Origin of the sequence: Halomicrobium sp. HM KBTZ05, assembly GCF_041530035.1 — an archaeon.
In the GTDB taxonomy this organism is placed as follows: Archaea; Halobacteriota; Halobacteria; order Halobacteriales; family Haloarculaceae; genus Halomicrobium.
Genome location: NZ_CP168057.1, coordinates 1304867 through 1330282, shown reverse-complemented (window position 1 = coordinate 1330282; position 25416 = coordinate 1304867). Strand labels below are relative to the sequence as shown.

At 66.5% G+C, this 25416-nt stretch carries 25 protein-coding genes; 14 read left to right on the top strand and 11 right to left on the bottom strand.

Annotated elements, in window-relative coordinates; all coding sequences use genetic code 11:
• The first annotated feature begins 32 nt into the window (after positions 1-32).
• On the top strand, positions 33-1208 hold the full coding sequence (locus ACAH01_RS06895) for an NAD(P)/FAD-dependent oxidoreductase (protein WP_170094709.1): 1176 nt from the start codon (positions 33-35) through the stop codon (positions 1206-1208).
• A 17-nt stretch (positions 1209-1225) separates the two neighbouring features.
• On the opposite strand, the gene ACAH01_RS06890 is transcribed toward ACAH01_RS06895, so the two are convergent.
• From ACAH01_RS06890 to ACAH01_RS06875, 4 genes are all read right to left on the bottom strand, one after another.
• Positions 1226-2053 carry a nucleoside phosphorylase gene (locus ACAH01_RS06890; protein WP_170094711.1) on the bottom strand — a complete coding sequence of 276 codons (828 nt, stop codon included), beginning with the start codon at positions 2051-2053 and terminating at the stop codon, positions 1226-1228.
• The gene (cdd, locus tag ACAH01_RS06885; protein WP_170094713.1) at positions 2050-2439 is read right to left on the bottom strand and encodes a cytidine deaminase; all 390 of its coding nucleotides are present in this window, start codon (positions 2437-2439) and stop codon (positions 2050-2052) included. The genes ACAH01_RS06890 and cdd overlap by 4 nt, the downstream gene beginning before the upstream one ends.
• Before the next feature lie 57 nt (positions 2440-2496).
• Positions 2497-3834 (bottom strand): phosphopentomutase/phosphoglucosamine mutase, encoded by a 1338-nt coding sequence (locus ACAH01_RS06880; protein WP_372480668.1) that lies wholly within the window; start codon positions 3832-3834, stop codon positions 2497-2499.
• Positions 3835-4001: 167 nt separating this feature from the next.
• The gene (locus tag ACAH01_RS06875) at positions 4002-4175 is read right to left on the bottom strand and encodes a hypothetical protein (protein ID WP_170094717.1); all 174 of its coding nucleotides are present in this window, start codon (positions 4173-4175) and stop codon (positions 4002-4004) included.
• A gap of 252 nt (positions 4176-4427) precedes the next feature.
• On the opposite strand from ACAH01_RS06875, the gene ACAH01_RS06870 reads away from it, so the two are divergent.
• The 3 genes from ACAH01_RS06870 to ACAH01_RS06860 all read left to right on the top strand — a co-directional run bounded on the left by ACAH01_RS06870 (position 4428) and on the right by ACAH01_RS06860 (position 5820).
• The gene (locus ACAH01_RS06870; RefSeq protein ID WP_015763690.1) at positions 4428-4799 is read left to right on the top strand and encodes a DUF555 domain-containing protein; all 372 of its coding nucleotides are present in this window, start codon (positions 4428-4430) and stop codon (positions 4797-4799) included.
• Between the two features lie 156 nt (positions 4800-4955).
• Positions 4956-5507, top strand: coding sequence for a CBS domain-containing protein (locus ACAH01_RS06865; RefSeq protein ID WP_170094718.1), 552 nt, complete (start codon positions 4956-4958; stop codon positions 5505-5507).
• 160 nt (positions 5508-5667) lie between these two features.
• Positions 5668-5820 carry a hypothetical protein gene (locus tag ACAH01_RS06860; protein ID WP_170094720.1) on the top strand — a complete coding sequence of 51 codons (153 nt, stop codon included), beginning with the start codon at positions 5668-5670 and terminating at the stop codon, positions 5818-5820.
• 498 nt (positions 5821-6318) lie between these two features.
• Here ACAH01_RS06860 and purM read toward each other — a convergent pair whose 3' ends face one another.
• From purM to ACAH01_RS06845, 3 genes are read right to left on the bottom strand one after another with little or no spacing between them, the layout of a single operon-like run.
• Positions 6319-7308, bottom strand: coding sequence for a phosphoribosylformylglycinamidine cyclo-ligase (gene purM, locus ACAH01_RS06855; protein WP_372480667.1), 990 nt, complete (start codon positions 7306-7308; stop codon positions 6319-6321).
• Positions 7309-7361: 53 nt separating this feature from the next.
• Positions 7362-8003 carry a metalloprotease gene (locus tag ACAH01_RS06850; RefSeq protein WP_372480666.1) on the bottom strand — a complete coding sequence of 214 codons (642 nt, stop codon included), beginning with the start codon at positions 8001-8003 and terminating at the stop codon, positions 7362-7364.
• The gene (locus tag ACAH01_RS06845) at positions 8000-9571 is read right to left on the bottom strand and encodes a TraB/GumN family protein (RefSeq protein ID WP_372480665.1); all 1572 of its coding nucleotides are present in this window, start codon (positions 9569-9571) and stop codon (positions 8000-8002) included. The genes ACAH01_RS06850 and ACAH01_RS06845 overlap by 4 nt, the downstream gene beginning before the upstream one ends.
• Before the next feature lie 258 nt (positions 9572-9829).
• Here ACAH01_RS06845 and ACAH01_RS06840 point away from each other — a divergent pair, with 258 nt between their 5' ends.
• Positions 9830-10105 carry a PadR family transcriptional regulator gene (locus ACAH01_RS06840; RefSeq protein WP_015763696.1) on the top strand — a complete coding sequence of 92 codons (276 nt, stop codon included), beginning with the start codon at positions 9830-9832 and terminating at the stop codon, positions 10103-10105.
• Positions 10106-10232: 127 nt separating this feature from the next.
• The gene (locus ACAH01_RS06835) at positions 10233-10697 is read left to right on the top strand and encodes a hypothetical protein (RefSeq protein ID WP_372480664.1); all 465 of its coding nucleotides are present in this window, start codon (positions 10233-10235) and stop codon (positions 10695-10697) included.
• A gap of 12 nt (positions 10698-10709) precedes the next feature.
• Here ACAH01_RS06835 and ACAH01_RS06830 read toward each other — a convergent pair whose 3' ends face one another.
• Together ACAH01_RS06830 and ACAH01_RS06825 are read right to left on the bottom strand one after the other, a co-directional pair.
• Entirely contained in the window at positions 10710-10889 is a 180-nt protein-coding gene (locus ACAH01_RS06830; protein ID WP_015763698.1) for an HEWD family protein, read from the bottom strand.
• A gap of 58 nt (positions 10890-10947) precedes the next feature.
• A complete protein-coding gene (locus tag ACAH01_RS06825) occupies positions 10948-14028 on the bottom strand; it encodes an oligosaccharyl transferase, archaeosortase A system-associated (RefSeq protein ID WP_372480663.1) in 3081 nt (1026 codons plus the stop codon).
• Between the two features lie 202 nt (positions 14029-14230).
• On the opposite strand from ACAH01_RS06825, the gene aglG reads away from it, so the two are divergent.
• The 3 genes from aglG to ACAH01_RS06810 all read left to right on the top strand — a co-directional run bounded on the left by aglG (position 14231) and on the right by ACAH01_RS06810 (position 17834).
• Positions 14231-15163 (top strand): glucosyl-dolichyl phosphate glucuronosyltransferase, encoded by a 933-nt coding sequence (gene aglG / locus ACAH01_RS06820; RefSeq protein ID WP_372480662.1) that lies wholly within the window; start codon positions 14231-14233, stop codon positions 15161-15163.
• A gap of 2 nt (positions 15164-15165) precedes the next feature.
• The gene (locus tag ACAH01_RS06815) at positions 15166-16332 is read left to right on the top strand and encodes a glycosyltransferase family 4 protein (RefSeq protein ID WP_372480661.1); all 1167 of its coding nucleotides are present in this window, start codon (positions 15166-15168) and stop codon (positions 16330-16332) included.
• An 80-nt stretch (positions 16333-16412) separates the two neighbouring features.
• Positions 16413-17834 (top strand): sulfatase-like hydrolase/transferase, encoded by a 1422-nt coding sequence (locus ACAH01_RS06810; protein WP_372480660.1) that lies wholly within the window; start codon positions 16413-16415, stop codon positions 17832-17834.
• A 19-nt stretch (positions 17835-17853) separates the two neighbouring features.
• Here ACAH01_RS06810 and ACAH01_RS06805 read toward each other — a convergent pair whose 3' ends face one another.
• Positions 17854-19284 carry an oligosaccharide flippase family protein gene (locus ACAH01_RS06805; protein ID WP_372480659.1) on the bottom strand — a complete coding sequence of 477 codons (1431 nt, stop codon included), beginning with the start codon at positions 19282-19284 and terminating at the stop codon, positions 17854-17856.
• A gap of 142 nt (positions 19285-19426) precedes the next feature.
• On the opposite strand from ACAH01_RS06805, the gene ACAH01_RS06800 reads away from it, so the two are divergent.
• From ACAH01_RS06800 to ACAH01_RS06785, 4 genes are all read left to right on the top strand, one after another.
• On the top strand, positions 19427-20605 hold the full coding sequence (locus tag ACAH01_RS06800) for a glycosyltransferase (protein ID WP_372480658.1): 1179 nt from the start codon (positions 19427-19429) through the stop codon (positions 20603-20605).
• Between the two features lie 119 nt (positions 20606-20724).
• The gene (locus ACAH01_RS06795; RefSeq protein ID WP_372480657.1) at positions 20725-21795 is read left to right on the top strand and encodes a glycosyltransferase family 4 protein; all 1071 of its coding nucleotides are present in this window, start codon (positions 20725-20727) and stop codon (positions 21793-21795) included.
• A 90-nt stretch (positions 21796-21885) separates the two neighbouring features.
• Complete coding sequence (locus ACAH01_RS06790) at positions 21886-22728, top strand: hypothetical protein (RefSeq protein ID WP_170094742.1); 843 nt, start codon at positions 21886-21888, stop codon at positions 22726-22728.
• 102 nt (positions 22729-22830) lie between these two features.
• Entirely contained in the window at positions 22831-23550 is a 720-nt protein-coding gene (locus ACAH01_RS06785) for a metal-dependent hydrolase (RefSeq protein ID WP_153553809.1), read from the top strand.
• A 134-nt stretch (positions 23551-23684) separates the two neighbouring features.
• Here the strand turns inward: ACAH01_RS06785 and ACAH01_RS06780 are convergent, their stop codons facing one another.
• Complete coding sequence (locus tag ACAH01_RS06780) at positions 23685-24593, bottom strand: NAD(P)-dependent oxidoreductase (RefSeq protein WP_372480656.1); 909 nt, start codon at positions 24591-24593, stop codon at positions 23685-23687.
• 79 nt (positions 24594-24672) lie between these two features.
• Between ACAH01_RS06780 and ACAH01_RS06775 the strand changes: the two genes are divergently transcribed.
• On the top strand, positions 24673-25188 hold the full coding sequence (locus ACAH01_RS06775) for an HTH domain-containing protein (RefSeq protein WP_372480655.1): 516 nt from the start codon (positions 24673-24675) through the stop codon (positions 25186-25188).
• Positions 25189-25416 lie beyond the last annotated feature (228 nt).

The window sequence follows — 25416 nt, the reverse complement described above, 5'->3', positions numbered from 1 at the left end:
TTTGTATCGCCCGCTGCCCGACCTTTTCACACATGACCGACAACGTTGTCGTTCTCGGAGCTGGCTACGCCGGCGCGGGTGCGATAAAGAGCCTCGAAGACGAACTGAACGGCGAGGCCGACATCACTTGGATCTCGGACACCGACTACCACCTGGTGCTCCACGAATCTCACCGCTGTATCCGTGACCCGACCGTCCAGGAGAAGGTGACTATCCCCGTCGGCGACATCAAGTCTCGACAGACCGACTTCGTGCAGGCGTCGGTCGCCGATATCGACACCGAGGAGCGTGTCGTCGAACTCGACGACGACTCGACGGTCGAGTACGACTACCTCCTCGTCGCGATCGGTTCTCAGACCGCCTTCTTCGGTATCGAGGGGCTAGAGGAGTACGCACACACGCTCAAGTCGCTGGACGACGCCCTGAACATCCACGACGCCATCGCCAGCGCCGCCCGAGACGCGACGCAGAACGATCCCGCTCAGATCGTCGTCGGCGGTGCCGGCCTCTCGGGCATCCAGACGGCCGGCGAGATCGCCGAGTACCGCGACGAGCGCCGCGCGCCCCTGGAGATCCACCTCGTCGAGGGACTCGACGAAGTGATGCCCAACGGCGATCCCGAACTCCAGGGTGCGATCCGCAAGCGCCTCGAAGCGGCCGACATCAACATCATGTGTGGCGAGTTCATCGGCGAGGTCGACGAAGACACGGTCTACGTCGGCGAAGAGACGGAACTCGACTACGACGAACTCATCTGGACCGGCGGCATCACCGGCCGCGACGCCGTCCGCGACGTGGAACTGGACAAAGACGAGCGCTCCCACCGCATCGACTCCGAGCGTGACTTCCAGACCTCCGACGAGCGCGTCTTCGCCATCGGCGACTGCGCGCTGATCGACCAGCCCGGCGACGACCCCGCACCACCGACCGCTCAGGCCGCCTGGCAGGCTGCCGAGGTCGCCGGTCGGAACCTCGCGCGCGCCGCCCGGGGCCAGCCACTGGACACGTGGACCTACGACGACATGGGGACGGTCGTCTCCGTCGGCGACAAGGCCGTCGCCCACGACGTGGAGTACATGGGTATCAGCGTCCCCGTCGACACGTTCGGTGGCTTCCTCGCAGAGAACCTCAAGAAGGCCATCGCAGCCAAGTGGATCCGCCGAGTCTCGACGACCGGCCGGGCCGCCAAGGCCTGGCCCGACATGTAGACGGCGGCCACTGCCCGCTATTCTCTCTCGACTGATAGCCCGGCGTGCCAGTGGTCGGCGTCGCTGGCTTCGACGGCCTCGTCCATCCGTTCGAGGTAGTCGACCGCGAGGCTCGCGGTCTTTGCGGCCTTGCGTTCGCCCGCCGTCCGGAACTCGCCGGTGACGCGGTTGGCGTAGACCGTACAGACCGCGCCGGCCCGGAGTCCGTAGAGGTTGGCCAGCGTCAGGATGGCGCTGGCTTCCATCTCGAAGTTGAGGACGCCGGCCGCTCGCAGCGCTTCGATGCGCTCGTCGCTCCCGCTGGCCTCGAACCCCTCGAAGCCGGGCCGTGACTGGCCGGCGTAGAAGCTGTCCGTCGAACAGGTCAGTCCGAGGTGGTAGTCGTATCCTAACTCCTCTGCGGCGGCGACGAGCGCCGAGACGACGCGGTGATCGGCGGTCGCGGGGTAGTCCTCGCGGACGTACTCCTCGCTGGTCCCCTCCTGTCGGACCGCGCCGGTGGTGATGATCAGATCGCCGATGCTGGCCTGCTCCTGGATCGCGCCACAGGAACCGACGCGGAGCAGCGTCTCGGCGTCGACGCGAGCCAGTTCCTCGACGGCGATGGCTGCCGAGGGCGACCCGATCCCGGTCGACGTGACCGAGATCGGCGTGCCGTCGTACTCGCCGGTCGCCGTGCGGTACTCTCGGTGGTCCGCGACGACCTCGTGGTCGTCCCACGACTCGACGACCTTGGCGACGCGCTCGGGGTTGCCCGGCAGGAGGACGCTGGGTGCCACGTCGCCCGGCGCGACTTCGAGGTGGTACTGCTCGCCGTCGTTGGGATCTTCGCTGTCGTCGGTCATTCCAGGTGCTCCCGTGAGATGGTCGCCGGAATCAGTTCGCCCAGCTGGTACGTCGTCGTCTCGCCGTCGCCCTCGTCACAGATCACCGGCAGGTCGTCGTCACAGAACTCGATCAGCGTCTGGCGACACATCCCGCAGGGAGTGACGCCGTCGCGGGCGTCTGACGAGACGGCGATCCGCTCGAACGCTCGGTGGCCGTCCGCGACCGCGCTCCCGACGGCGACCTCCTCGGCGTGGAGGCTGTTGCTGTAGTTGGCGTTCTCGATGTTACAGCCGGTGTACACCGCGCCGTCGGCGGTCTCGATCGCCGCACCGACGCCGTACTCGGAGTAGGGCGCGAACGACTCCTCGACGGCCGCTCTGGCTGCCTCGACCAGCGAATCCATGTGCGGGGCCACGGCTGGCCCCGTCAAATAGCCATCGCCCAGCAGTCGCCAGCTTGCTCAGGCCGCCGTGGCGACCGCCTGCTCGACGGTCTCGGCGATCCGTTCGACGAGGGCGTCTACGTCGTCGCTCTCGGCGTACACCCGGACGTAGGGCTCGGTGCCGGAGGGACGCACGAGCGTCCACGAGTCGTCTGGGAACGTCAGGCGAACGCCGTACTCCGTCTCGACGGCGGCCTCGGGGAACGTCTCGGGAAGTGTCGTCGCCAGCCGCTCCATCGTCGCCGTCTTGTGCTCGTCCGGACAGTCCACGCTGTGTTTGCGGTAGGGCCGCTCGGTGACGGGCTCCCGGAGCGCGTCGAGTCCCACGTCGGCGATCAGCGTCGTCAGGACGGCGGCGCTGGCGACGCCGTCGATCCACCCGCCGAAGGCGGTGTGGACGTGTTTCCAGGGTTCGGCGGCGAAGACGACGGTCCCCTCCGCGGCAGCGATCCCCTCGTGGAGCGCACCGAGTCGGATCCGTTCGACGCGACCGCCGGCCTCGTCGACCCGCTCGTCGATCCGGCCGGAGGCGTTGGGCGTCGTCACGACGACCGGGTCCCGAGCGGACGAGCGGCGAACGTAGTGTTCGGCCAGTATCGCGAGGACGGTGTCCTCGTGGACCACGTCGCCGTCGGCGTCGACGATCACGATGCGGTCCGCGTCGCCGTCGTGGCCGATGCCGAAGGCCGCGTCCGTGTCGGCGACGAACGAGCGGAGTGCAGCCAGTGACTCCGGCGTGGGCTTGCTCTGACGGGCGGGGAAGTGGCCGTCGACCGACGCTTCGAGCGCGCGTACGTCCGCACCGAGTGCGCGGAGGACCTGTGGCGTCGCGAGCGCCCCCATCCCGTTGCCACAGTCGACCGCGACCGTGACATCCGGGGGCTCGTTCCCGTGATCCGCCGCGTAGGCCGCGACCGCGTCACGGTACTCGTCGAGCACCGTGGCCCGCTCCGTATCGCCCCACGCGGACCACTCGGCGGCGTTGTCGCCGGCAGCGACTCGCCCCTCGATTCGTTGCTCGGCCTCGCGGTCGTACTCGCTGCCGTCGACGAACAGCTTGATGCCGTTGTCCTCGGGCGGGTTGTGACTCGCCGTGAGCATGACGCCCCGCCGGCCCTGCGAGGCGTACGCGAGCGCTGGCGTCGGACACTGACCGATGCGGACGACCGAACCGCCCGCGCTTTCGATGCCCGATTCGACGGCCGCGGCGAGGGCCGGTCCGGTGACGCGACCGTCGAGACCGACGACGAACTCCGCGCCGTCGCGGCCGACCGCCTGGCCGACCCGAAGTGCGCGTTCGGGCGTCACTGTCTCGGCGACCGTACCACGGATTCCCGCCGTCCCGAACAGTTCCATACGTCACCGGTCGTTCGGACCGCACTTGGGGGTAGCGGTACACTCTCGTGGTGGCAGTCGGTCTCGAACGGATCGGCGGCGGAGAATTATACTGCCGGCTGTCACTTCGTGGAGAGCCTCGTCACCTCGGGGTGGCGAAATCGGTCACAGATGTACAGCCGGTAGTATCAGCTCGGCGTCGCACCCGCGTACGCGTCCTCCAGTCGAAGCACGACTCTGTGGATCGGCAGCGACAGCCCCATCCGACCGAACAGGAGTGCGATCGGGAGCAACACGATGCCCAGCAGCAGGCTGAACTGGTACAGTGCGAACACGAAGCCGCGGTAGAGTTGGGATTCCATCGTCCCTCGCTCTGCTATGGGCGAGTAGCAGTATATAAATGTTAGCATCGGGGTACTGGCGTCGAATCGACCGCAGTCGTGCGGTTTCGTCGATGTATTCCGTCGACGCTTCCCGTCTCGAAGATCTTCCGATGTTCGGGTAACGGAGCCGTTGGCACGACGGGACGTTCGCATAAGTTATGACGATATTCGCCGTCTCGTGCGCAGGCACGAATCAAAACACACGTGTAGTGGGGACGCGGAGAGACGTGTATGAATTACCTCGTGGCGATGGAAGCAGCCTGGTTGGTCAGAGACGTCGAAGACATCGACGACGCAATCGGTGTCGCAGTCAGCGAAGCGGGGAAGCGCCTCAACGAGTCCGAGATGGACTACGTCGAGGTCGAAGTCGGTGCGACGGGCTGTCCTGCCTGTGGCGAGCCCTTCGACTCCGCGTTCATCGCCGCCGACACCGCGCTGGTCGGCCTCGTCCTCGAGATGAAGGTGTTCAACGCGGAGTCGATCGAACACGCCCAGCGGATCGCCAAAAGCGAGATCGGCGGGTCGCTGCGCGACGTGCCGCTGAAGGTCATCGACACGATCGAGTTCGAGGGCGAAGAAGCCGACGCCGACACGCAAGCCTGAGACGGCCGGCGAACGCTGTCACAGACCGCACCCCCCCCCCCAGTGGCGAAGTGTGTCACAGACGGGTAATCACAGCAGACGGCTCGTTCTGCCGTGGCGCTCGAACGTCGACAGCGCCGTCGGTGTTTTTATATATTACCGTAGGTAATTAGGGGTATGGAACTTCCGACGCCCGACGATCTGCGGGAACGGCGGACCGAGCTTGGCCTGACCCAGAGCAAACTCGCGGACCGGGCAGACGTATCACAGCCGCTGATCGCGCGGATCGAGGGCGGCGACGTGGACCCGCGGCTGTCGACGCTTCGACGGATCGTCAACGCTCTCGAAGAGGCCGAAGGCGGCATTCTCCGGGCCGACGAGCTGATGAACTCCCCGGTCCACAGCGTCGCGCCGGACGACTCCGTCCACGAGACCCAGGACATCCTCGACGAGGGCAAGTACTCGCAGGTGCCGGTCGTCCGCGACGGCACGCCCGTCGGCCTGATCGGCCACTCCGACATCATCCAGCACGACCGCGAGAACGTGGGCGACCTCCCGGTCGCCGACGTGATGCACGAGTCGATCGCGACCGTCGAGACCGACGCGACGATCGACGAGATCGACGCCTACCTCACGCACAACGACGCCGTCCTCGTCGTCGACGCTGGCGAGACGGTCGGCATCATCACCGAAGCCGACATCGCGGCCCACGTGAGTAGTAGCCAGTGACAGTCGATACACACCCGATCGCACGACGACAGCGCGATCTGCGTGTCACTCGTTTCGATTGACGGTATCGCGAACGTCGGCTCGTCGTCCGTGTTAGTCGCCGTATACCCCCATGAACGGTCGGTCCCCCTTTTGAGGTCCCGTCGCGTCCAGAGCAGCAATGACGGTTCGTCCCGACGACGACAGACTGCACCGGCAGCTCGAAACGGCGCTCGAAATGGCCGAGGACGATCGCATCAGATATCACCTCCGCGAGGCCCTCCAGTTGCGACTCGTCGCGGACGAACCGAGAGAACAGGAGATCGAGCGGTAGCCCGCTCCGCTCGCGTTCGGCCGCTCACCCGGTCAGCTCTAGCCCGCGGACGGCAACACAGCCTTCGCCGTCCGTGACCTCGCCGATGACGCGCCCGTCGGTCGCCTCGACGACGGCCTCGGCGGCACGTTCCGGCATCGCAGCCACGAACCCGGTCCCGCATCCACCTTTTTCGTCGTCGGGTTCGCTCGCGGTGCTCGCGAACCACTCCTCGAAAAACGTGGGCGAAAAATGTGGCTCGCTCCGCTCGCGTTCGGCCGCTCACCCGGTCAACTCCAGCCCGCGGACGGCAACACAGCCTTCGCCGTCCGTGACCTCGCCGATGACGCGCCCGTCGGTCGCCTCGACGACGGCCTCGGCGGCACGTTCCGGCATCGCAGCCACGAGCCCGGTCCCGCATCCACCTTTTTCGTCGTCGGGTTCGCTCGCGGTGCTCGCGAACCACTCCTCGAAAAACGTGGGCGAAAAATGTGGCTCGCTCCGCTCGCGTTCGGCCGCTCACCCGGTCAGCTCTAGCCCGCGGACGGCAACACAGCCTTCGCCGTCCGTGACCTCGCCGATGACGCGCCCGTCGGTCGCCTCGACGACGGTCTCGGCGGCGCGTTCCGGCATCGCAGCCACGAACCCGGTCCCCATGTTGAACGTCCGGTGCATCTCCTCGTCGGAGACCGAGCCCTCCGACTGGACGAACTCGAAGATCGGCTGGGCGTCGAACGGATCGGTGATCTCGTAGCGGTGTTCGCCCATCCGGGTGAGGTTCGTCCAGCCGCCGCCGGTCACGTGGGCCGCAGCGTGGGTCTCGGCGTCCCGGAGCGGACCCAGCACGTCGGTGTAGATTCGGGTCGGCGTCAACAGTGCCTCGGCGATCGTCTGCTCGGGATCGCGGGGGTAGTCGTCGGTGTACTCGTGGTTGGCGGTGACGGCCTCGCGAGCGAGGGTGAGACCGTTGGAGTGGATGCCCGCCGAGGGCCAGCCGACAATGACGTCGCCGGGCTCGGCTTCGCCGGGGAAGACCGCGTCCTTGGGCGCGAGCCCGGCACAGGTGCCGGCAATGTCCAGCCCCTTGATCACGTCCGGCATCACGGCGGTCTCGCCACCGACCAGCGCCACGTCGGCCCGCTTTGCGCCCTCGCGCAGTCCGGCACCGATCTGCTCGGACTCCTCGTCGTCTGGCTCCTCGACTGCGAGATAGTCGACGAACGCGACCGGTTCGACCCCCGTCGCCACGAGATCGTTGACGTTCATCGCGATGCAGTCGATGCCGATCGTCGAGTAGTCGTCGATCGCTTCAGCGACGAGGAGCTTGGTGCCGACGCCGTCGGTCGCCAGCGCGAGGTACTGGTCGCCGATGTCGACCAGGCCCGCGTAGTCACCCTCGAACTCGCCGGCCGCTCCGATGAGCGCCGCCGTCGCGGCCTCGCTGGCGTCGATGTCGACGCCACTCGCCGCGTAAGTCAGCCCCTCCTCGTCGTCGCTGTCGTCGGTCATATGCGAGAGCGGGCGGGCCGAGAGCAAAAGACCACCGTTTCCGTGGGACTGGACTACAGTCCGGGAACGCCGGCCAGGAGCACGAAGACGCCAAGCAGGAGCATCGGCGCGGCGACGACCGCGTAGACCGGCTTGCTCCAGGCCAGGACCTTCTTGCCGTCGAGGGGACCGAACGGGATCATGTTGAAGCCCGCGAGCAACAGGTTGATCGAGACACCGAGCGCCGCCAGCTCGAACAGGAGCCCTCCGAAGAGTCCGAACCAGGCGACGACCAGCGGGACGACGAACACCAGCGCGAGCACGACGTTGGTCACGGGGCCGGCGAGTGCGATCAGTCCGTTCTCGCGCTCGGTGATCCGACCGCGGTGGTGGACCGCGCCCGGTGCGGCAAAGAGGAAGCCGGCCAGCGCGCTAATCACAGCCAGGAACAGCATGTTGTAGTCGGCGCGAAACTCCGCGATCTGGCCGAACCGGACCGCGACGACCTTGTGAGCGAGTTCGTGCAACAGGAAGCCGATCCCCGCGGTGAACAGACTCACTGCCAGTGCCCCGAGGACCGCAGTCGGGTTCGGCGGCCGGCCGGCGAGCAGGCCCTGGACCATGTCGTAGTTGATGAAGATCGCGAAGGCCAGTCCCAGCGCGAGCCACGCGATCAGGAGGTCCTTGAGTTCGCGCTCGCTGAAGCGGACGTTCATCGCACCAGCCCCCACAGCAGGTCGGCGCTGTTCTGTGCGCCCTGGATCATGAGCCGAACGACGCCGTCGACGCCGTTGACGTTCGGTGCGCCGGCCGCGATGATCGGCAGCAGCGTCGTCGCGAACAGCGCACTCGCGATCATGCTCCCGACGTTGGTCATCGCGACGATGAGGATGAGTCTGAACAGGGGCACCGCCCGGAGCCGCTGGAAGATGTCGGACAGCGGGGCCTGCTCGTCGTCGAGGATCTCGTTGAGCGTGCCGATGTCGCCGACGTTGACGTCGACGTATCGCAACTCGATGTAGCCCGCGAACCACCCGGGCGCGAGCAGCGGATTGACGCTCGTGAGCCACGCGACGGCCCCGCCGACGGCGGAACTCGACCAGTGAGCACCGGCGAGTCGCGCCAGGGCCGCGGCGACGATCCCGTTGACGAGGAACCACGTCCCGAACAGCGTGAGCAGGAATTCACTGGAGGCCCCCGGCACGCCGGTGTAGACTGCCATCGCCAGCAGGAGGAAAAAGACCAGGAAGCCCAGCGTAAAGAGGTAGCCAAAGAGCTTGTACGGCGAGAACCAGCCGCCGGTTTCGCGCCCGACCAGCGAGGACTCGGGCGGCAGCTCTTCGGGGTGGTCGAGGTAGCGTTCGATCCCCGCACGGTGGCCGGCACCGACGATGGCGACGACGTGGTAGCCGGCGTCACGGAGGTCCACGAGGTTGTGTGCGATGTAGGCGTCGCGCTCGTCGATCAGGGCCTCCGCACCGCCCGGCGAGAACTGGCGAAACTCCTCCATCATCGCCGTCACGACGTCCACGTCGGTGAGTTCGGCCGGGTCGAACTCCTCGTACTCTTCGCCGCCACTGGCGCGGGTCAGCAGCGCGAGAACCGGGATCCCGACCACCAGTGCGACGCCGAGCGCGACGACGAGCCCGTCTGCGACGGCGACACCCAGACCGCCGAGCCCACCGACGAGCGGGAGCGAACTGCCGAGCCAGTTCCCGGCCGGAACCACGAGCGGACCGATCGTCGACTCGACGACGACACTCACAAGCACCCCGATCGTGAGACCGATCGAGAGGCCAACGGTGCGAGAGTCGCCCATGCCGGCGAACAGAGCACCGACGAGCGAGAGCTTCTCCCAGAAAGAGAGACGCGCCCAGAACCGCTGGACCGTCATCTGGATGTCGCGGTCGACGAGTGCGACCCCCAGACCGTTGCGTTCGGCCGTCTCGACGGCGGCCATCATATCTGCACCGGGACTCACGTCGAAGCGGTCGCCCAGTCGCGTCTGGACGTACGACAGCATCCAGTAGGCCAGAAACTGAAAGACCGTGTTACCCCGAAGCAGATCACTGGCGTCGAGATCCTCCGGCGTCTCGCCTTTCATCTGCCGGTAGCGACCCTCGTCCAGCTCGACGGCGACCACGTCGGGCTGTTCGTCCTCGATCGTCCGTTCGACTTCCTCGACACTATCCTGTGAGACGTGTGCCGTCCCTACTACCGTCACACGCCCCTCCCCACCATCCCCCTGTGGCAGATTGCGCGTGGTCTCGGCGCGGTCGGTCATCACACCGGCTACACGGCGGCCACTGTTATGCGTTTCTGTCGGTCACGGCTGTCGGTCGGCCGTCAGGTATCTTGTCGGAACGAAGACTATTCACTGGATCGAACTATCACGGAGAACCTCGCGCTCATCTAACACTATTGCTTTCCGCCCGGTAGTGCGCAAAATTACTGGACGGCTCGCGATTACATTGTGGTTAGTGACTTTCGAACATCCCAGAAAACGTGATATATCGGGGTTTTCAATATACGTCCGAGTTCAATGTACGATCTGACTGGATTTCAGCGTGACTTGCTGTACGTGATCGCAGGACTGGACGAACCACACGGGCTCGCGATCAAAGACGAGCTCGAGAAGTACTACGAGAGCGAGGTGAACCACGGACGCCTGTATCCGAACCTCGACACGCTCGTCGAGAAGGGGATGGTCGAGAAGGGACAGCGCGATCGACGAACGAACTTCTACGCCCTGACCAGTCGTGGCAAGCGCGAGCTCAACGCCCGCCAGGACTGGGAGTCCCAGTACGTCACCGCGTAGCTCGGCGCTCGAACCCGCGTCGGCGTGTCGAGGACACCGACAGCCGTCCGAATACTCGCTACCGCCGTCCCGGCGTCGCGATCTTCGACGGCACACGCTTATACCACAACCAGACGAACGCCCAGTTATGCCACTGGACGTAGAACCGCCGGCACCGCCCGAACTCGACACCGCCGTCGACGCCAGCGACTACGACGACGTCGACGTGGACACGAGCGAGTACCGGCGCGAAGAACTGGAGGCGTTCTTGCAGGACGGTGCCTGGGAGCAGGCGTTCACGGAGTGGGCCGAGACGACCGACCTCGACGAGACGGCGTTCGGGATTGTCAGAGAACTGGGTCTCGTCGAACAGTTCGACTTCTTCTGGGACGACTTCGCACAGCGGGTGGGGTACCACGCACCGGGACTGCCCGAGGACTGGCGAGAACGGTCGCTGCACCCGGATCTGAACTCCTGGGACACCGTGTCGGGGATCAACGCCGGCATGGCCGAGCTTGGACGGACGGTCAGCGAGACGCTCAAGGCCGATTACGTCGACTGGCAGACAGACCCGGATCTGCCGGACGATCTCCCGGAGTTCGGCGACGAGTGACGCCGCGGCCGTTCACTCGGCCAGCGGACTGTAATTGCCGTTGATGTCCCACTCGTGGAGACAGAAGGGGTTGCCGGCCTCCTTTTGCTCGCCGTCGACCACGATCTGCCACGAGTCGGTCTCGTCGTCCCAGACGTCGTGACGACCGCAGCGTTCGCACGTCCGCTCCGAGGGCGGGACGAGTTTCGTCATACCGCGACAGTGGTGCCAGAGAATAATGAGCGTGCCGGTCCCGTCCGGCGGCTCTCGATCAGTTACCGCTCTCGGTCGCGGTGTCAGTCTCCGGTGTCGGCGTCGACGTCGTCGTCTCGTCGGTCGTCTCGGAGCCACCGGTCTCGTCGGTCGTCTCGGAACCACCGGTGTCGCTGGTCGAGTTCGTGGCGTCGGTCTCGTTCTCGGAAGGTGGGAGATCGACCTCCGTGCTGTTCATCTCGACTTCGGCCGGCTCCTCGTCGACGCCCAGCACCTGCCCTTCCGAGACGTCGGTCGTCCCGCTCCACTGCGTGAGCGTGCCGTTGTCGACGTTGCCCGCACTGAACTGGTAGCTGCTGTTGGCTCTGACCGAGACGTTCGTGTAGCCGTTGTCCGGTCCGAACTCGTCGTATCCGGTCGTCGAGTACGGGACGGTCATCGTGAACGTCCCGTCGTCGTTCGTTCGGGTCCGCTGGGTGTAGGTGAACGTCTCGTTGGAGGCGGGGTTGTACATCTCGACGGTGGCCTGCACGGTCGCGTTCTCGGGGCCGGTCCCTTCGACGGTCGCACCGGGAACGCGCTCGAAGAGCTTCAGCCACTGTGGGGCCGTGTCGTGGAAGACCTGCTGTTCGATGTCCTCCGGCAGACACGCGATCTGTCCTGGACCGGACTCTGCGACCCGGAGTGTCACGTCAGAGGTACACTCCGCGGTACTGTTGACAGGCTGGTAGCCCAGTCCCGAGGCCGCGGCGGACTGTAGCAGACCGCGGTTGTACTGACTGCTCGCCGTCGCGGACTGCTCGCTGGTTCCGACGAGTCGGTAGTGTTCCATCGCGGGGACGCGTTCGGACGGGAGCGCACCGATCCCGCCGACGCTCGACGTGGAGTCGTTGGCCGTGTACGCGCGTGCTTCTTCCATCGTCTGGGTCTGGAAGATCGCTCGCCGGCCGTCGACCTGTGCGACCTGTCGGCCCTGTAGCGTACTCGGTTCCCAGTCGACGCCGATCGGTCGTGGCTCGACGGCGCTTCCGTGGTAGCGGTAGAGACGCACCACCGTGCTGTTGTAGTAGGCCTGTCGCTGGTGGACGAAGGACGGTCCACGGAGCGACTGTGCGCGACTGGAGTAGACCGGGCTGTAGTAGTCCTGCTGGCTGACCTCCGACACGTCGTAGAAGTTCGGCGGCGCGAAGAACTTCCCGCCGACGTTGCCGTTGGTCTCGGCCATCTTCCAGTCGACAGCGACGTACCGGGTCTCGGCCTCGGAATCGTTCTCGCTCACGTCGTCGAGCACGTCGTTGGCCTGAGTCTCGTTGGGGGCCAGCAGGAAGTTCGCGGCCTCGGTGGCACCCTGTTGGAACGGGTTAGCGGTCGGGATCCGCTGGCCCTGGGCGGTTATCCAGTGGCCGTAGTCCCACCACGAGAGGACGCCGTACTGTCCGTCCTCGTAGTCGAACTCGCCGACGTTCGGGAAGGTCCCGTAGTAGTCGAGTTCGTTCGCGGCTCCGCCGAGCGTTCCTTCGGCAGGCGTGTTGCCTTCCATCCAGTCGAGTCCGTCGGACCATCCTTCGATGCCCTGACCGGGGCTGTCGTATCGGTCGATGTTGGTCGGGGACGCGACCGCGACCATCGGTGCGACGACGAGGACGGCGATCGCGGCGACGGTGAGGACCTGGTACGCCTCGACGTTGATCCCGTCGCCGTCGACGATCGAACGGTCGCCGTCAGCGAGGTATCGGAGCACGGAACCGACCGCGTAGGCCGTCAGTCCGCCGATCGGCACTGCGAGGTAGTAGGCGAACCGTGCTTGCGTGATCGCGGCGGCCGTGACGAAGGCCGCCCAGACCACGACGAGGAGCTGCTGGGGCTCGACCTTCGAGCCGATCAGGTTCCGAACGACGATGAGGACACCGGCGGCGAGCGCGATGAACGTCGCGAAGCCGTGCATCTGGAACAGTGCGATCGCCGGCTGGCGCATCCGCGTGATCTCGCCGATCGTCCCGGCTGTCTCGGACGGCCCGATGCCCAGGACGCCGCCGAAGATCCGGACCAGGTTCCGGGCGAACAGATCGTAGATGCCCGGTGTCGCGAGCTGTGCGAAGACGACACCGACGACGAGGACGCTCAGGATCGTCAGCGGATAGAACACCGTGTCGATGTCGTGGTCGTCCCAGAAGCGTGCCAGCCAGGCCATGAACACACAGCCGGCGGCGACGCCGAACGCGAGCGTCGGGTGCAGCAGCGAGAAGACGCCGACCCTGAACTCGGCGGCGGTGATCGGGATGAACATCAGGACACCGGTCACGCCCAGTGCGACGGCACCGGCGATCGCCGTGTGCTCCGGGCTCTCGCCGCGGACGAACTCGATCGTCAGCTGGAAGAGCAGGTAGACGCCGACGATACCCAGCAGGAGGACGCCGAAGGGCCAGACCCACAGGTACAGCGTGATCGCGACCCCGGCCAGCGCGCTCCAGACGAGCGTGCTCCGGAGCCCCTCGAAGTCCCTGTCGAGGAACTGCTCGTAGACCGGCCGGTCCCGGCGGGCGACCGTCACGGCGACCATCATGCCGAGGACGCCCAGCGTCTGGAAGAGCACCTCCGCGATGTGGTGGTCCGAGAAGCCGACCATGCTCCGCTGGAGGATCGATCCCGCGGAGAGCGCGAACACGGCCAGTGCGACCACACCGCCGGCACGACCGCCGAGCCGACGGCCGATGACGTACGTGGGGAGCCCCGTCAGCAGCGCGAACACCGCCGGTGCGAACAGCACGACGAGCCGGACGGTGTTGTCGCTTGGCGATCCGAGCCCGACGATCAACGCGACGGTCGCGAGCAACTGGTCGAACAGGGTGCCGAACTGACCCACGTCGGTCCCGTGAGGGAAGTACGTCCAAGGGTCGAACGGCATCGTCTGTGGCCAGTTTCGGACGGTGTAGGCCGTCGAGCGGTAGTGATACCAGGCGTCGTTCCCGTTGAACAGCACTTCACCGTCGACGATGTAGTTGTTCCACGGTCGGACACGATTCCACAGTGTGAACCCGAGGAGGAGGGCGCCGAAAGCGAGGTGGTAGTACTGCTGCACCAAGTCGACGGCCCGCTCGAGTTCGTCGTTATCTTCGAGGCGGCCCCGCCTTTGACTCATTAGCGGAACGAATTGCCATCGCGCGCATAAGCCTTGTCATATGCGTACGACGGCGCGGCCGTGTCGCGTCGTCGTCCCCTCTCGAAACCGCCGTCTGCCGTCCGCCAGCGACCGTTTTCGGGACTCGCTCGACGGCAGCTTCGTCGCCGATAGCCCGCTGGCAATGAAAACGCCTATGCGACGAGGCGGGACAGAACTCTGCATGCGCGTCTCGGTCGTGATCTGTCTGCACACGATGGACCGCTTCGATCACTTCGTCGAGGCGGTCGAGAGCGTGTTCGCTGGGACGTACGACGACGTGGAACTCGTGTTGGTCTCGGACGGGAGCGACGCGGTCTGTGGGGCCATCGAGGACCGCTTCGGCGACCGATCGGACGTACAGATCGTCTGCAACGAGGAAAATCGCGGGCTCGCAGTCAGTCGAAACCGTGGTCTCGACGCCGCAAGCGGAGACGTAGTCGCGTTTACTGACGACGACGTAATCGCCGACGAGCGGTGGCTCGAAGCGCTGGTCTCGGTGTACGAGGAGCGCGACGTGCCGGCGGTCGGGGGACGGCTCGTCCCGGAGTGGGTCGCCGACGAGCCCGTCTGTCTGCCCGCCGAGTTCTACTGGCTGATCGGAGTGACGCCGCCGACGTTCGGGCCGGCCGACGACGCCTCGGTCGGCGGCGAAGTACGCAACACCTACGGAGGCAACATGTCGTTCCGGCGGTCGGTCCTCGAAGAACTCGGCGGCTTCGAGCCCGAGATCGGCGGTCGAACTGGCGACAAGAACCTCCAGGGCGAGGAGACCGAGCTCTGTGCGCGACTCCAGGCCGAGTACGGCCGCGGGATGTACTACACGCCCGACGCGATCGTCGCGCACAAGATCTTCGACTACCGGACGGAGCTCGGGTGGCTCCTCGACAGGGCGTTCTGGCAGGGCTACTCCAAGCGCGGGCTCGAAGTGCTCGTGCCGGAGACCGACGGCACGGAGTCGGACTACCTCGCCACGTTGCTGTTCGTCGCGACGCCGCGACGGCTCCGCGGGCTCCGCACCGAGCCGTCGCTCGCAGCCGTCGTCCAGCTCGCGATGCTGTTCGTGTTCACCGGCGTCGTGGGGCTGGGTTATCTCTACGGAATGGTGAAGTGGTGACCATGTCCGAGGACAGCCTCCCCGGCGTCTGTGTCGTCACCCACCCACTCGCGTCGGCCGGCGAGAACGCCACCCGGAGCTTGCTGGAGATCCTCGCCGCGGTGACGACGGTGTCGCTCGTCACTGCCGATCTGCCGGCCGACTCCGAGATCCGAGACCGGCACGAGCTGATCGAGCTCACGGAGCGAGGGGCCGGCCAGTCGAACGTCGCCGTCGCGGCCGCCCGATTCCTCCTGAATCAGCTCCGGATGTGCCGGGCGCTCGTCGGCAGAGACGAGGGGGTGGTGCTGTTCTACGGGGCGACCGCGTACCTCGCGCCGATCCTGTTCGCACGACTGCTGGGCAAGCGCGTCCTCGTCGAGCCACGCGGCGACGTGCCCCTGACGCTCCGATTGCACTGGGAACAGTCGCTGCCGGCCGTCCTCGCGCGGACGCTCGCGGGACTGGTCCGGGCGCTGGAGCGGGCGGGCTTCGCGGCCGCACACGGCGTCGTCACGTACACGCCCGCGATGGCGACCCAGCTCGGTCTCGATCCACAGCGCCAGCGCGTCTATCCCAACGGCGCGCGGTTCGTCCACACCGATCGGTTCGACGTGGAGACGCCCCACACGGAGCGCGAGCCGGTCGTGGGCTTTCTCGGCCGCCTCGACGAAGAGAAAGGGATCAGAACGCTCGCGAGCGTCGCACAGTCGTTGCCGTCAGACTACACGTTCCGGTTCGTCGGTGACGGTGGGCTGCGCCCCTGGCTGGAACGGGAACTCGCCGAGGAGATCGACGCCGGCCGCGTCGAAGTGACCGGCTGGGTCGACCACGACGACGTGCCCCGGCAGCTGAACGACCTCGCACTGCTGGTGTTGCCGTCGGACCCGACCGAGGGGCTCCCGACGACGATCCTCGAAGCGCTCGCCTGCGGGACGCCGGTGTACGCGACGCCGGTCTCCGGCGTGCCGGACGTGGTTCGAGACGGCGAGACCGGTTTCCACATCGCGGATCGCGACCCGGCGACGCTGCGTGACGGGATCGAGTCGATTCTCGGCCGAGACGACCTCGACGAGATCAGCGCCCGCGGACGGACGCTCGTCGAGGACGAGTACAGCTTCGAGGCAGCCTGCGAGCGGTACCGGGAGATACTCCGGTCGGTCGTCGACGATCGAGCAGACCGGGCCTAAGAGTCCGTCGAGACGGGGCCAGTCCGGGATCGATCGCCCCATCCGAAAGGTACTTTGGACGCGTCGGAGTGGGTCCGACAATGACTGCCCCCAACGTCCTCCTGGTGATACTGGACAGCGTCAGAGCCAGAAACACCAGTCTACACGGGTACGGGGACCGGACGACGCCGTTTCTCGACTCGTTCGCCGGAGAGGCCGAGTGGTACCGGCAGGCACGGGCACCGAGCATCCACAGCGTCGCCAGCCACGCCAGCCTCTTTACCGGGCTCCACGTGGACCAGCACGGCGTCACGAAACACGAGTCGCGGCTGGCTCCCGACGCCACCGTCTGGTCGGACTTGGCCGAACGGGGCTACGAGACGGGGCTGTTCACGCCCAACGTCGTCGTCACGGAGTCGTCGAACCTCGCGGAGCCGTTCGACACCGTCGACGGCCCGCGGCGAGATCCGAAACACCGCTACTTCGAGGACGCGCTCTCGCCGACGGACGTGGAGGGCCACCAGACGAACGTCGAGTACCTGCGGCGGTGTGTCGCCAGCGGCAAGCCGCTCCGGTCGGCGTTCAACGGCCTGTACTTCCTCTCCAGCAACAAGGAAGCGTACGATCCCGAGCGGGAGGCGGGCACCGAGTACGTCGAGAGCTTCCTGCAGTGGTCGGACGAGCGCGACGGCCCGTGGGCTGCCTGCCTGAACCTCATGGACGCCCACTTCCCGTACGAACCCGTCCAGGAATTCCGGTCGGCGGGCACAGAGGAACTGCTGGACGTACACGACTCGCTGTCGTCGCCGATCTCGAAGGACGTCGCCGCGTCCGAGGAGTGGTGGAAGCTCCGGGCGATCGAAGCCCTCTACGACGACTGTATCCGGCAGGCCGACGACGCCGTGTCGACGCTGGTCGACGCGCTGCGAGAGCGCGGTGTCCTCGACGACATGCTCCTGGTCGTCACCAGCGACCACGGCGACGGCTTCGGCGAGTGGAGCCGCGTCGATCCGCGGGTCCGTGCTGCCTACCACAGCTGGAGCGTCCACGAGGTACTGACCCACGTGCCGCTCCTCGTGCGCCGTCCCGGCGGCAAGCGCGGTGGCGCGAACGACTCGCTGGCCAGTCTCACCCGCTTTCCGGCCGTCGTCGAAGCGACGCTCGACGGCGAGGCTGGGAGTTTCGCCGTCGACGACCGCGCGTTCGCCTCGACCCACCGGCTCGAACGCCCGGCGGTCATGCTACCCGACGACTGTGAGGATCCCGAGCGGTACGGCGGACCGTGGCGCGCGGTCTACGAGCAGGACGGCGACGACGTGTACAAGTACGGGACCCACGGTTCGGCGTCGGCGACGATCCGCGTCAGAGACGCACAGGTGTCCGACCGCGTCTCCGACGACGACGGCGGCGTCGTCGCGCAGTCGTACGGCGAACTGGAGGGAGCCGACGTGAGCGACGGCGAGTCCGAGTCGCTGGAGGACTCCGTCGAAGACCAGCTAGAGAGTCTCGGTTACATTCGATAGACTGCGAGCGGAGTCCAGCTCAGAGCCCGATTGCGGGCGCGTTCTCGCGGACGACCGTCCTGAACTCCCCCGACAGCGCCCAGAGAAAGGCGAAGTACGCCAGCGCACCCACCACGACCAGCAGTGCTGCCGTCGCGGTGGGATCGACCAGCGGAAAGACCGGTTGGGCGACCCGTTCGACGGTCGCGACGACGACGCCCATCCCGGCGGCGGCGACCACCTGCGTCCCGATCCGTTCGACCGGGAGCGAGACCGAGACGTGGCTCCGCAGGACGAAGTAGCCGACGACGAAGCTCAGGACGACCGACGTGGCAGTCGCGATCGCCGCTCCGAGGATCCGGTACTGCCAGATCAGCGCGAAGTTGAGGACGACGTTCGACACGACGAGGACGGCGTTGACTTTGAACGCCTCGCCGGGCCGGTCGATGCCGCTGAGCGCGTTGACGATCTGGCTCTGGTAGCCGTAGACGAGGACGGCGACGATGAGCAGCCACAGCACCTCGGTCCCCTTGAGGAACTCCGAGCCGTAGATCCGCAGGAGGCGGTCGCTCAACAGGACCCCGCCGACCAGTCCCGGAATCGTGAACAGGCCCGCGTAGGCGAACGAGTCCTCGATCAGCGACGAGACACGCTCGAAGCTGTCCTCGGCCGAGAGCTTGCTCAGCTCCGGGAACAGCGCCGAGCTGATGGCGTTGCTGAAGATGATGAGGAAGTTCGCGAGGCTCCACGTGATCGCGTAGACCCCCACGAGTTCGTCGGAGACGAAGACACCGAGGACCAGTACGTCCGCCTGGTTGAACGTCTTGCCCCGGATGCGCCCCAGCCAGGCGTATCTCGCGTACTCGTAGAGGCTCTCGAAGTGTGCCCGCGTCGGCAGTCGGTACGGACGGCCGACGAAGTACAGCCCGACGACGACGATGACGAGGCTCCCGGCCGCGTAGCCGTAGACGAGCGCGGCCAGCCCGAACGACAGCAGGATACCGCCGACCTGCAGGGCGGTCCGGACGATCTGTCGGACCGGCCGCAGCGACGACGCGACGTGGACCAGGTGGACGCCGTTCAGCATCGAGTCGACGTACGAACTCGCCACGCCGACGAGCAGCAAGACCGCGACGAACTCGACCCGGCGGATGTCGAACAGCTGCTGAACCAGCCCCTCGCCGAGAAAGAGGACGACGACGATCGAGCCCGTCAGCGCCGCCATACAGAGCCCGCCAGCGACCTTGTAGGCACCCCTGTCTTCGCCTTCGCTCAGCCGTTTAGCGATCGCGCTCTCGAAGCCAAGCGTCCCCACGAGGGCCAGCCACGCGACGATCGAGAGCAACAGGTAGTACCGCCCCAACACGTCCGCGCCCAGCAGCCGGGCGAACACGATGGTCCCGACGAACCCCGCGCCCGAAGCGAGAAACTTGGAGACGAACGTGACGAACGAGGTCTGGCCGATGCGCATCCCTATCGAGTCGAACGTCGGCCAGCAGTGGTTTATATTGGACGGTTCGCTGGCCGTCGGCCGGCGTCCGAACCGTTCGACGGCGGTGTCGCGCCGGCCGACCACCGCCGTCTATATCTGTGGCCGGAATATCCCCTCGGACATGGCGCGCGTCCTCATCGCCCCGGCGGACACCCGTCTCTCGAATCTGCGGTACGGCAAGAGCTACAACGTGTTGAACAACATGACCGCAGACGACGTGACGATCGACGCGCTGGTCGGGGAAGAGGAGACGGCGGTCGAAGCCCAGAACGTTCACGTTCGCGAGCTGGGGACGCAAAACAGGCTGCAGTACTACGGCCGGTCGTTCCGGACGGCCGCCCGCGAGATCCGGGCCGGATCTGTCGACATCTACCACCACATGAACCTGAGCTACCGGTGGTTCAACCCCGTGTTGCTCGCCGGGATCGCCGCCGACACGCCGACCGTCCTCGGCCCGTGCCAGACAGGACACGCGATCATGGCCGAGGAGTTCAACAACATGCTCTCACAGGCGATCGGGTACGAACTCCCACTGCCGGTCAGTAACGCGGTCTACTACCCGATGAACGCCGTCCGCGACGTGACGATCGATCCCGTCCGGATGTCGCTGTTCGGGCGGACGCTCGAAGCCGCCGACCGGATCACCGTCGTCCACGAGGAGGCGCGCGAGGCGTACGCGCGACACGTCGACGAGTCGAAGATCGACGTGATTCCCCTCGGCGTCGACGCGGAGCTGTTCGAGTTCACGGAGCGCCAGGACACGAAGACACTGGTCGCGATCGGACGGCTGGAACGGCGCAAGGGGTACGACGTGCTCCTCGACGCGCTCGCGAACGTCGTCGAAGCGTTCCCGAACGTCCACCTCGACGTGTTCGGCGAGGGACCCGAAGAGCAGGCGCTTCGCGAGCAGGCGGCCAGCCTCGGCGTCGCGGACAACGTCACCTTCCACGGGTACGTCGACCAGTCGGTGGTTCGGGACCACCTCGCGCGGGCCCGAGCGTTCGTCCACCCGTCGCGTTCCGAGAGCTTCTCGCTGGTCCGACTGGAAGCGATGGCGGTCGGCTGTCCGGTCGTCGTCACCGACACCTCCGGCGCACACGAGATGGTCCGAGACGGTAAAGAGGGGTTCGTCGTCCCGACGGAGGCCGCCGAACCGATCGCCGACGCGCTGCTGGAACTGCTCTCCGACTTCGAGCTGACGCGGGCGATAGGAGCGCGCGCTCGCGAACGCGTCGAACGGAAGTACGACTGGCGAGCGATCGGACAGCAGTACGTCGACCTGTACAGATCGCTCCTGTAGCGCGTCACTGACGGTCGGTCGAAACCCGACCGCTTAAATGGAACTGCCGACACCTTCCGGTACTCGACCGGGCGACCCGCGTCGCCCACCGAGGCCGTGACGACCACGGAGATCCAGTGATGAACGTCGCAATAACCGTCAAGGAGTTTCCCCCCGACATCATCGGCGGGACCGAGACCCAGACGCGCCGGATGGCCCGCGCGCTCTCCGAGGCCGGCCACGACGTGACCGTTTACACGAAGGCCTACGGCCGCGAGACGGAGGTCGACGAGCCCTACGAGATCGTCCGGGTCCCCAACTGTCGGCGGTCGTCCTTTCTGAGTACGCTGACGTACCTGCTCGCGCTGACGGCGTTGCTCGTCCGGGACCGAAACGAGATCGACGTGTTGCAGTGCATGATGATCTACCCCAACGGGTTCGTCGGCACGGTCGTCCACTATCTGACGGGCGTCCCCTACTTCGCGTGGATCCGGGGCGGGGACTACTACTTCATGAAGGCCAATCCGGTCAAACGGTGGCTGATACGGACCGTGCTGTGGGACACGACTGTCCTGGTCCAGTCGGCGGCTGTGAGAGCGGACGTGACCGCGGAGTTCGATCCGACGGACGTGCGCGTCCTCGGCAACGGCGTCGACGTGCCGGCGGAGACGGCGTCTGGCGACGAGATCGTGTTCGTCGGGCGGCTGGAAGAACAGAAGGGTGTGGCCGTTCTGCTGCGCGCACTGGCCGGGACTGACGCCGCGTCCGCTGTCACCATCGTCGGAGACGGCTCCCGGCGGTCGGAACTGGAAGCGCTGGCCGACGAGCTGGGCGTCGACGCGACGTTCGTCGGCGAGGTCGCACCCGAGGCCGTCGGTGAGTATCTGGAGCGCGGCAGGCTCTTCGTGTTGCCGTCGGTCCGCGGTGAAGGGCTCCCAAACGCCGTGCTGGAGGCGATGGCGGCCGGCCTCCCGGTCGTCGCCACCGATACCGGCGGCGTCGCAGACGCGATTGTGGACGGCGAGACGGGCTACGTCGTCGAGCCGGGGGACGAACAACGGCTGCGTGACCGCATCGAGACGATCTACGCCGACGAGCAGCGTGCCCGCGAGATGGGCGAGCGAGCCCGCGAGTACGTGATCGAGACCTACTCGTGGGACGCGATCGTCGGACGCCTCGAAGCGCTGTACGCGGAGTGTACCGACCGCTGAAAATCGCCACCCGGACGAGAGCGTCCGGGCGGGACAGATCGATCGTTCCGACCGTTTTATACGAGTGCCTCCGGCAACTCCGGACAGGAGATGAAAGAGCCGTTCCCCTACAGAGCCAGGAAGTACCTCTGTCAGCAGGTGACCGGCCGCCGGGGCGGCTCACAGCACCGTCGACTGGACGCCACCGACTGGGACATCCTCCTCGTGCTCGACGCCTGTCGAGCGGACGCGCTCCGAGAAGTCGCCCACTGGCCGATCGAGACCGTCACCTCGCCAGCGAGCTGTACGCCCGAGTGGCTCGGCGAGTGCGTCTCCTCGGGCGTGCTCGACGCGGCGACCGTCGTCTCCGGGAACGCACAGTACGCGAAGGTGGCGGACGAACTCGGAGCGACGGTCGAGCGGTACTGGGAGCGCCACTGGAACGACGAGCTCTCGACGGTGCTGCCCGAGCCGATCCTCGACCGGGTGACGGAGATCGCCGACGCCGAGACGGGGCCGGCGGTCGGACACCTCCAGCAGCCACACTGGCCCTACGTTGCGAAGCTCGACGGTTCGTGGCGACTGGCCTACGACGACCTCGGTCCGTGGGCGGACAGCGACGGCGAGATCGACTCGCTGCAAGTCGCGATGGCGCGGGGTCACGTCGACGTCGAGGCGGCCAGTGACGCCTACAGCGCCGCCGTCTGGAGCGTCTGGGACGCCATCGTACCGTACCTCCGCGAGTGGCTCGACGCCGGCTACACGACCGTGGTGACCGCCGACCACGGCGAGATCTTCGGCCGGGCGCGAGAACTGCGCCTGTACGAGCACCCCTGTGGCTGTCACGTCGACCCGCTCGTCGAGGTGCCGTGGGTCGAGTTCCGGCCGCAGACGGCGACCGACGCCGCCGAGTCCGTCGAGGGGCGTCTGAAGGCGCTGGGTTACGCAGAGTGAGGCTGTGGCTGTCAGTTCGTGCGTCGTCGCCACCGGGACACGGGGCCGTGTGGCGGCGCTGCTATACGCTTAAGTGACAGCCGGCAGTACAGCCACGTGACCATGGAGATCACCTGGCACGGCCACTCGACGTTCCACGTAACGGTCGACAACACAGCACTCCTCGTCGATCCGTTCTTCGACAACCCGAAGACGGACCTGGAGCCCGGAGCGGTCGACGCCGACTACGTCCTGTTGACCCACGGTCACATGGACCACATCGCAGACGTGGGGGCGTTCCCCGACGCGACCGTAGTCGGACTGCCAGAGGTCGTCGGCTACTGTGCGGACAACTACGACGTCTCGGACACGATCGGAGCGAACCTCGGGGGCACCGTCGAACTCGACGACGCGTTCGTCACCTTCCACCGCGCCGACCACACGAACGGCATGGAGACCACCTACGAGTCGACCGGCGGTGGGATGCCGGCCGGCTTCGTCATCTCCGACACGAAGCCGACGCAGGTGTCTGATGCCGAGTCGTCGACGTTCTACCACGCCGGTGACACGGGGCTGATGACCGAGATGCGAGAGGTGATCGGTCCGTACCTCGAACCCGACGTGGCCGCGGTCCCGATCGGCGATCACTTCACGATGGGACCGATGCAGGCCGCGATCGCCGTCGACTGGCTGGACGTGGACGTGGCGTTGCCGATGCACTACGACACTTTCCCGCCGATCGAAGTCGATCCCGAGGCGTTCCGGCGTGAAGTCACGGCCACCGGGAGCTCCGCAGAAGTGCGGATTCTGGAGGGCGACGAGTCGATCACTGTCGCCGAGTGACGACGCCACACCCGATTTTTCGCTGCTCGCCGGGACAGACCGCCAGCGTGGCGTTTCATATGCCGGCTGTACGTCTGTGAAGTATTTCGCGACCCTGTGTCGCGAATATCTCGAAACAGTGACAGCCGGAAGTGTCAGTCGTCAGACCGATCGTCCGACGCGAGCGAGACGCCGGTCTGTTCGGCGAGGGGCTCGACGACGGCAGCCATATCTCGCTCGCCGAGGCCGGCCGCTCGGGCACCGCTGAACAGTTCGCGGGCCGCCGCGGTGAGTTGCATCGGGACGCGGGCGTCGCCCGCCGCCTCCAGCGCCAGGTCCAGGTCCTTGAACTGGTAGTCGACGGGGAACCGCGAGTCGTAGTCGTCCGTTCGGATCTGCTGGCCCTTCGCCGAGAACAGCGGCGAGTCGAGCGCACCGTTCTCGACGACTTCGAGCATGTCCTCGATTTCGAGCTCCTGGTTCGCGCCGAAGGTCAGCGCCTCGGCGAACGCACCCATGGCGGAACCCAACAGGAGATTGACGAACAGTTTCATGCTGGTCCCCTGTCCGACCCCGCCACACCGGACGACGGGGTCACACATGGCCGACAGCACCGGTTCGACGTCGTCGATCACGTCGTCGTCGCCACCGGCGAGCCCGACGAGTGTCCCCTCGCGGGCCGGCCCGACCGTCCCCGAGACGGGGCAGTCGAGAAAGCGGCCGCCGTGCTCGCGGACGGCCTCGGCGGCCGCCAGCGTCTCGTCGCGACCGATCGTGCTCATCTGGACGACCGTCGTCGTCTCGTCCAGCCCCGCCAGAATACCGAAGTCCCGTTCGAGGACCTCGCCGACGGCGGTGCCGTCGGTGACGATCAGACAGACCACGTCGACGCGTTCGGTGAGGTGTTTCGGCGAGTCGGCGACGCTGACGCCCGCCTCGGCGAAGGGGCGTTCTCGCTCGGTCGTCCGGTTGTACACGGTGAGGTCGAACCCCGCGTCGTCGAGGTTCCAGGCCATCGGCGCACCCATCGCACCGAGGCCGACGAAACCGACAGATCGTGCCATGCCACCGGGTTCGGCCGCCGGGGACTTCAAAACAGGGCCGGGAAAGAGTTTTGAGCCCCGCGCGAGCATGTCAACTCGAATGATGGATCAGAACCACGACCAGCAGCTGCGGGCGGAGCTGTATCTGCGGGGGGACACCTACGGGACCTACGACGCCCAGCGGGACGTGTTAGAGCGGGTCCGCGAGCTCGAAACCGAGAACGTGCTCGACGAGTCGACCGTCGCCGACGAGTGGCAGCGCATCCGGACCCTGAACGAGGATCGCCGCGACGGCGCACTGGCCACCTACGACGAGTTCGCGGCCTGGGCGCAGCGAAACGACTACGCGCTAGAGCCCGCGTTCGAACGACGGGCGCGGTCGTACGTCGGTCTCAGTCGGATCGACGACGTCGTCGTCTTCCCGGTCGTCTCGCTGGCGATCTACGAACGCGACCGGCTCCAGGCGGTCTTCCCGTGCTCGGACGGCGAGCGAAACTATCGCGTCCAGGACTGTCTGGACGCGTTCGAGCGCGGCGACGAGGGGTGGCTCACGCAGTTCGACACGGTGACCGTCGACCGCACCGCGCCGCGGCTCGAACCGGGACTGGACGCCTGATCGACGGAGCCACCGATACGGATTATTGTAGATCTTTACCGGATTGACCGCACACCGTGGTGCGGTCGACCGGGAAAACGGCTACAATAATCCGTATGAAACGCAGTACACACCCGATCGCACGCCGGCAGTGCGAGCGGTGTGTGGACGGTCTCGATTTAGACCAGAGCACTCGCCGTCGGTTCGTCCCGTGAGCGCACCGCCGCGAGTGCCGCCGTGCTTATTGGA

Coding starts and splice junctions, on each gene's coding strand:
- ACAH01_RS06895 (WP_170094709.1), top strand. CDS start 33: ATGACCGACAACGTTGTCGTTCTCGGAGCTGGCTACGCCGGCGCGGGT.
- ACAH01_RS06890 (WP_170094711.1), bottom strand. CDS start 2,053: ATGACCGACGACAGCGAAGATCCCAACGACGGCGAGCAGTACCACCTC.
- cdd (WP_170094713.1), bottom strand. CDS start 2,439: ATGGATTCGCTGGTCGAGGCAGCCAGAGCGGCCGTCGAGGAGTCGTTC.
- ACAH01_RS06880 (WP_372480668.1), bottom strand. CDS start 3,834: ATGGAACTGTTCGGGACGGCGGGAATCCGTGGTACGGTCGCCGAGACA.
- ACAH01_RS06875 (WP_170094717.1), bottom strand. CDS start 4,175: ATGGAATCCCAACTCTACCGCGGCTTCGTGTTCGCACTGTACCAGTTC.
- ACAH01_RS06870 (WP_015763690.1), top strand. CDS start 4,428: ATGAATTACCTCGTGGCGATGGAAGCAGCCTGGTTGGTCAGAGACGTC.
- ACAH01_RS06865 (WP_170094718.1), top strand. CDS start 4,956: ATGGAACTTCCGACGCCCGACGATCTGCGGGAACGGCGGACCGAGCTT.
- ACAH01_RS06860 (WP_170094720.1), top strand. CDS start 5,668: ATGACGGTTCGTCCCGACGACGACAGACTGCACCGGCAGCTCGAAACG.
- purM (WP_372480667.1), bottom strand. CDS start 7,308: ATGACCGACGACAGCGACGACGAGGAGGGGCTGACTTACGCGGCGAGT.
- ACAH01_RS06850 (WP_372480666.1), bottom strand. CDS start 8,003: ATGAACGTCCGCTTCAGCGAGCGCGAACTCAAGGACCTCCTGATCGCG.
- ACAH01_RS06845 (WP_372480665.1), bottom strand. CDS start 9,571: ATGACCGACCGCGCCGAGACCACGCGCAATCTGCCACAGGGGGATGGT.
- ACAH01_RS06840 (WP_015763696.1), top strand. CDS start 9,830: ATGTACGATCTGACTGGATTTCAGCGTGACTTGCTGTACGTGATCGCA.
- ACAH01_RS06835 (WP_372480664.1), top strand. CDS start 10,233: ATGCCACTGGACGTAGAACCGCCGGCACCGCCCGAACTCGACACCGCC.
- ACAH01_RS06830 (WP_015763698.1), bottom strand. CDS start 10,889: ATGACGAAACTCGTCCCGCCCTCGGAGCGGACGTGCGAACGCTGCGGT.
- ACAH01_RS06825 (WP_372480663.1), bottom strand. CDS start 14,028: ATGAGTCAAAGGCGGGGCCGCCTCGAAGATAACGACGAACTCGAGCGG.
- aglG (WP_372480662.1), top strand. CDS start 14,231: ATGCGCGTCTCGGTCGTGATCTGTCTGCACACGATGGACCGCTTCGAT.
- ACAH01_RS06815 (WP_372480661.1), top strand. CDS start 15,166: ATGTCCGAGGACAGCCTCCCCGGCGTCTGTGTCGTCACCCACCCACTC.
- ACAH01_RS06810 (WP_372480660.1), top strand. CDS start 16,413: ATGACTGCCCCCAACGTCCTCCTGGTGATACTGGACAGCGTCAGAGCC.
- ACAH01_RS06805 (WP_372480659.1), bottom strand. CDS start 19,284: ATGCGCATCGGCCAGACCTCGTTCGTCACGTTCGTCTCCAAGTTTCTC.
- ACAH01_RS06800 (WP_372480658.1), top strand. CDS start 19,427: ATGGCGCGCGTCCTCATCGCCCCGGCGGACACCCGTCTCTCGAATCTG.
- ACAH01_RS06795 (WP_372480657.1), top strand. CDS start 20,725: ATGAACGTCGCAATAACCGTCAAGGAGTTTCCCCCCGACATCATCGGC.
- ACAH01_RS06790 (WP_170094742.1), top strand. CDS start 21,886: ATGAAAGAGCCGTTCCCCTACAGAGCCAGGAAGTACCTCTGTCAGCAG.
- ACAH01_RS06785 (WP_153553809.1), top strand. CDS start 22,831: ATGGAGATCACCTGGCACGGCCACTCGACGTTCCACGTAACGGTCGAC.
- ACAH01_RS06780 (WP_372480656.1), bottom strand. CDS start 24,593: ATGGCACGATCTGTCGGTTTCGTCGGCCTCGGTGCGATGGGTGCGCCG.
- ACAH01_RS06775 (WP_372480655.1), top strand. CDS start 24,673: ATGATGGATCAGAACCACGACCAGCAGCTGCGGGCGGAGCTGTATCTG.